Annotated in this window: 3 protein-coding genes; 1 reads left to right on the top strand and 2 read right to left on the bottom strand. The window is 53.2% G+C overall.

Annotated features, from left to right (window positions below; all coding sequences use genetic code 11):
* Positions 1-201: hypothetical protein (locus H5T67_12570; protein ID MBC7246138.1), on the top strand; the 201-nt coding region annotated here is incomplete at its 5' end.
* Positions 202-263: 62 nt separating this feature from the next.
* Here H5T67_12570 and H5T67_12575 read toward each other — a convergent pair.
* Both H5T67_12575 and H5T67_12580 read right to left on the bottom strand, forming a co-directional pair.
* Entirely contained in the window at positions 264-3128 is a 2865-nt protein-coding gene (locus tag H5T67_12575) for a pyruvate, phosphate dikinase (GenBank protein ID MBC7246139.1), read from the bottom strand.
* Positions 3129-3201: 73 nt separating this feature from the next.
* Positions 3202-6183 (bottom strand): glycine--tRNA ligase subunit beta, encoded by a 2982-nt coding sequence (locus tag H5T67_12580; GenBank protein MBC7246140.1) that lies wholly within the window; start codon positions 6181-6183, stop codon positions 3202-3204.
* Positions 6184-6379 lie beyond the last annotated feature (196 nt).

The raw sequence follows: 6379 nt of genomic DNA on the forward strand, positions 1-6379 counted from the left end.
CGCCCCCACTTTGGCGTGGGCATGGAGCAAAAGCCTCCTTTGGCCGTCTTGCGCCATTTGGGGTATACTGGGGATGAGCATATCGCCTTGCTACCACCTATCCTGCTCGACCCAATTAGTACCGACCTGCTGCTCGCTTGTGACAAAGAGGCTGGTAACGATCTATTGGCCACTTACAATTGCCCTCCCGCAAGTTGTTAGCAGTACTCGCGGGAGGGCCTGATCAGGCTGTTATGGTCGGGTTTGCCCAATGAAATGCTGGCTTATTTGTCTTGCTCGAATCTCTTGCCAAGTGCAGCCTGCGCTGCAGCCAGTCGCGCTATGGGCACGCGGTAGGGTGAAGCAGAAACATAGTCCAGGCCGATCATGTGACAGAACTCGATCGAGGAGGGATCGCCACCGTGCTCACCGCAAATGCCAATGCTCATGCCTGGACGGGTCTTACGCCCTAACTCCACCGCCATTTCCATCAGCTTGCCCACTCCCTCGCGGTCCAATACCTGGAAGGGGTTGGCAGGCAGGATCTTTCGATCCACATAGGCAAGGAGGAACCCTTTCTCCGCGTCGTCGCGCGAGATGCCGTATGTCGTCTGTGTCAGGTCGTTAGTGCCGAAGGAGAAGAACTGTGCCAGTTCTGCAATTTCGTCTGCGGTGAGCGCAGCACGGGCAATCTCTATCATCGTGCCAAACTTGTAGTCTATTTCCACGCCCTCTTCTTGCATGACTTGCTTCGCCACTTTCTCCAGGGCAACTTGCTCATGCCGCAACTCATTGACATGGCTCACCAATGGGATCATGACCCTTGGAAGCACCTTGATGCCTTTTTTGCTCATGCGGCAGGCCGCCTGAAAGATAGCACGCACCTGCATCTCTGTCACGCCGGGGAACACAATGCCGAGTCGGCAGCCGCGCAGGCCAAGCATGGGATTCGCTTCATGCATGTCCTCGACGATCTTCAGCATCTTTTCCTTTTCTTGCAACAGAGCAGGGTTATCGCCACGGCAGCGCAGTTCGGTCACTTCCTGGATCAATTTCTCCCGCTTGGGCAGAAATTCGTGCATGGGCGGGTCAATCAGGCGAATAATAACTGGTAATCCGTCCATGACCTCGAAGATTCCCTCGAAATCTCCACGCTGGAGAGGAAGCAATTTGTCCAGAGCTTCATGGTACTGTTTCCGTTCGGGTTTCTGCTCTAGCTCGGCGATTTCCGCCCGGATGGATTCTGCGTATGTGCCCGAGGCGTTTTCCAGTTCCTTGCGAAGTGCCTGAATGCGACTTTCGATGGCAGCGGCTTTGCCAGACAGCAGGATCATCTGCTGCACAATGGGCAGGCGATCTTCCTCGAAGAACATGTGCTCGGTGCGGCACAGGCCAATGCCCTGTGCTCCAAACTTGCGTGCCTGGGCAGCATCGCGTGGGTAATCCGCATTTGCCCACACCTCGAGGCGGCGAAATTCGTCAGCCCAGGAGAGCAACTGGATCAAATCTGTCTGCTCTTCGTATTTGACCTCGACTGCTGGGATCTTTCCAAGAAAGACCTCGCCAGTGGTGCCGTCAATGGAGATATAGTCCCCTTCTTTTACTACTTTGTCATTGACTGCAAACTGCCGTGCATCCACATCAATGGACAACGCCTCACATCCGGCGACGCAGGGCTTATTTAGACCGCGGGCTACTACAGCCGCATGGGAGGTTGCCCCGCCGCGTTGAGTCAGTATGCCCTGTGCTGCAAGCATGCCATGCACATCTTCAGGGCTCGTCTCTGGCCGGACCAGGATAACGGGCTGCTTTATCTTTTTCTTCTGCCCATTCTCCTCTATTTCTATTTCCAACTGGGCCGCTTCCTGCGCACGGGTGGCATCGAAGATGGCTATGCCGCTGGCAGCACCCGGGCTAGCGTTCAAGCCCTTGGCTAGATACCTGCCTGACTTACGGGCCTCCCCCTTTGCCTTTTCATCGAAGACTGGGTGAAGTAGTTGATCTACTTGCTCCGGTGAGACGCGCATGACGGCTTCTTCTTTGCTGATCAGTCCTTCTTTAACCATGTCTACGGCGATTTTGAGCGCTGCGCTTGCAGTGCGCTTTCCGGCGCGTGTCTGAAGCATCCACAGCTTGCCACGCTCGATCGTGAATTCCATGTCTTGCATTTCACGATAATGTTCTTCCAGTCGCTTGGAGATTTGGGCAAGCTGCGCATAAATCTCAGGCATCTCCTCTTCCAGTTCGGCAATTTTGTTTGGTGTGCGCACGCCTGCTACTACATCCTCGCCCTGGGCATTCAGGAGGTATTCGCCGAAGAGAGCTTTCTCTCCGGTAGATGGGCTGCGGGTAAAGGACACACCTGTACCCGAGTTAAAGCCCATGTTGCCAAAAACCATCATCTGCACGTTCGCAGCAGTGCCCAGATCGTGAGGAATCTTGTGGAAATTGCGATAGTCCACAGCACGCTTGCCAAACCAAGAGGCAAATACAGCCTCTATGGCCTGTCGTAGTTGCTCAATCGGCTCCTCTGGGAAATCTTCCCCCAGTTCTTCCTTGTACAAGGCTTTGTAATCCCGCACGATGTCCTTGAGCATGTCCACGGTCAGATCGGTATCCCTTTTGCCCTCTGTTTTCTCCTTGTAACTGTCTAGGATTTGCTCGAATTTTCTGCCATCTATGCCTTTGACAATGCGTCCGAACATTTGGATGAGTCGTCGGTAAGCGTCATAGGCGAACCGTTTATCTCCTGTCAACTTAGCCAAACCGCGCAGGGTCTTTTCATTGAGTCCAACGTTGAGCACAGTATCCATCATGCCAGGCATGCTCATTTTGGCACCCGAGCGTACAGACACCAGCAAGGGGTTATTGGCATCCCCAAATTTTTTGCCCACTTGCTTCTCAATCGTGCTCAAGGCAGCGAGCACTTGATCCCACATGCCTTCAGGGAACTTGCGACCCAGGCGGAAGTATTCGTTGCACGCCTCGGTAGTAATTGTGAAGCCAGGTGGTACAGGCAAGCCCAAATTGGTCATCTCGGCGACGCCTGCACCCTTGCCACCCAGCAAATCCCGCATGTCTTTGTTACCCTCGTTGAAGAGGTAAACCCATTTCTTGGTTTCTTTTGATTTCACACTAGCTTTTGCCATTTTGGTTCAACTCCCTTTCCAACACAATCTCACATGGATGAAATAAAGATTTTGACTATCATTATTTAATTATCTAATAGCCCAGTATTTTGGTCAAATCCACAATGCCTTTTGGCAATGCGGCAATGCGTTGCAGTAAAGCCAACCGGTTCTCACGCACCGATTGTTCGTCCACCATCACAAACACCTGGTCGAAGAAAGTATCTATAGGTTGTGCCAGCGGACCAAGTATAGCCATCAACCCGTCTACGTCGTTCACTTTCGACCGATTGTCCTGGGCAGCGAGCATGGCTTGGTACAACTCCTTCTCTGCCGCTTCAGTGAACATCTCAGGATGCAGGGGGAATTCGGTAGTGTACTCGCGTACGATGCGCGATGGTCGGCTATATGTCGTGAGCAAATCCGGAAACTCTGGACGAGCCACCCAGTTGCTGAGACTGCGCACTGTGACCGAAGCCTCGCAGGGATTATCTGCGCGTTCAGCCAGCGCAGCATCCACCAAATCGTAGCGATAACCCAGTTCGAGCAACCAACTACGTAGTCTCTGCGTGATAAAGTCGTGAAGATCTGCTAGAACCTGATCCGACACGGCAATGGGCAACAAGGCTGCCGTTGCGCGGAATGCCTGTTGCAACGAAAGAGAGATACCTTTCTCTGCCAGAATTTGCACCAGGCCTAAGGCAGCGCGGCGGAGACTATACGGATCAGTAGATCCTGTGGGGCATAGGCCAACTGCGAACAGGCCAACCAGACTATCCAGGCGATCAGCTAAGCCAACTAGTACGCCAGGAACCGTCTGTGGTAATTCGTCGCCTGCATTGCGTGGCAAGTAATGCTCGTAAATAGCTTTTGCTACCTGAGGACTTTCGCCTGATAAGGCAGCGTACTTCGCCCCCATCACTCCCTGTAGAGAGGTCAATTCAACAACCATTTGCGTGGCCAGATCGGCCTTGCACAGATGAGCAGCGCGGATCGCTATCTCTCGTTCCGCGTCTGAGACTCCGATCAAGTCTGCCAGCACGGGCACGAGTTTTTCCAGGCGAGACACTTTATCCAGCATTGAGCCAAGTTGCTCTTGAAAGGTTAACGTGTGCAGACGCGGTAGGAATTCTTCCAATTTTTTACTCGTGTCTGCTTTGTAGAAGAAAGCAGCGTCAGCATAGCGAGCTCGAAGCACCTCTTCGTAGCCGCGGCGCACGCTATCCAGACAATCGAAGGGGCCGTTAGCTACGGCTACAAAGTAGGGCAGCAACTTTCCATCTTTCATCACCGGGAAATAACGCTGGTGCTTTTTCATTACTGCGACAAGAACTTCCGATGGCAATGTCAGATACTGTTCATCAAAATGCCCCAGCAGTGGTGTTGGCCACTCCACCAGGTTGGTCACTTCTTGCAAGAGCAGTGGGTCTTCAGGGATATAGCCACCCATAGAGGCTGCCAGGTCTGAGGATAGCGAGTGAATTTGCCTTTTACGCTCCTCTGGGTCTATCAAAATGAAATTGGCTTGCATGGCTTCGAAGTAAGCATCCGCAGTGGTCAACATAATGTCTGGCGAGCCAAACGGGCGAAGGCCACGTGAGACTCGTCCGCTCTGTACCGCAGCCCATTCGAAAGGCACGACCTGATCACCTAGTAGCCCCACAATCCAGCGAATGGGGCGCGCGAAGGCTACATTGCTTTCGTTCCAGCGCATGCTCTTGGTAAATTTCAGCGAAGCGATGAGTTCGGGCAACACTTCAGTCAATACTTCCACGGCAGCGCGACCGAGTTCTGTCTTGACTGCCACGACGTAACTCTTGCCCTCGTATTCCCGTGTTTGTAGATCAGCAACGCTCACGCCCTGCGCTTTAGCAAAGCCGAGTGCCGCTTTGGTAGGCTGGCCTTCTGTATCAAAAGCAAAATCCGTTGGCGGTCCTTTAATCATGCGTTGCACATCGGCCTGTCTGGGTGCCAGCCCGGGTACTTGGACTACTAGGCGGCGAGGCGTCCCGAACACATGCACGTCCTCGAAATGCAATCTGGCATCCGATAGCATCTGCCGTGCATTTACGTGCAATTGCTCCAAGGCAGAGTCGACTTCCAAGGCTGGCAACTCTTCGACGCCGATTTCCAGCAGCAAAGCAGCAGGTTTCTGAGAGAACTGCTTCGGCTCTGCGGCTGGCACAGGGCAGCTCGCAATGCTGCCGCCACGCTGCAGGAATGGAAAGCCCATTGCCTCACGCTGCGCCAGATAAGCTTTGGCTATCTCTCGGGATAGTTCGCGCATACGCGCGAAGTAACGCGCTCGCTCCGTGACGCCAATCGCTCCTCGCGCATCTAAGACATTAAAGGTATGAGAGCACTTTAACACGTAATCGTGGGCAGGGATCACCAAGCCGGCAGCCAGAGCGCTCCTGGCCTCGGCCTCGAACAGCTCGTACATTTGCTTCAACCGCTCAACGCTGGCTGTCTGGAAGTTATAGGTACAGTGTTCGACCTCGGAACGCAGGAGTATATCGCCATAAGTGATGCCATGGCCCCAGTTCATGTGCACAAAGTCACTTACGCCTTGTAGCACCATCACGATACGTTCCAGACCATAGGTAATTTCCACGGACACTGGATCCAGGTCAAACCCGCCTGCCTGTTGAAAATAGGTGAACTGGGTGATTTCCTGACCATCCATCCAAACTTCCCAACCCAAGCCCCAGGCTCCTAGGGCGGGAGATTCCCAATCATCCTCTACCAACCGGATATCGTGTTCGCGAGGATTGATCCCCAATGCTTTCAAACTATCTAGATAGACTTCCACCGGATTGCCAGGATCAGGTTTCAGGATCACCTGATACTGGTAAAACTGTTGCCAGCGGTTAGGATTTTCTCCGTAGCGGCCATCAGCCGGGCGAATGCTAGGTTCGACATAAGCCACATTCCACGGTTCTGGTCCTAATACACGCAACACAGTGGCTGGGTTCATCGTCCCGGCACCGACTTGCACATTATAGGGCTGCCAGATGAGGCAGCCCTTTTCTGCCCAGAAATGATCTAGGCGCATGATGACTTCTTGGAACTCCATAGATGCTCCCAATAGGTTACTCTAAAGGTAATAGTTTACGTATTTTGGGTACAAATGTCAAACCATTACAGTGCGCTTGCGCCAACAGATCGTTACCAGGTGGTACAGGCGATTTTGACAAAAGGGGGTGCTCCTGTGGTAAAAGAATTGTGGAAACAACTGCACCAGGAGGAGCACCGCCTATGGCCGATCTGGC

Source organism: Chloroflexota bacterium (genome assembly GCA_014360905.1).
Classification (GTDB): domain Bacteria; phylum Chloroflexota; class Anaerolineae; order UBA2200; family UBA2200; genus JACIWX01.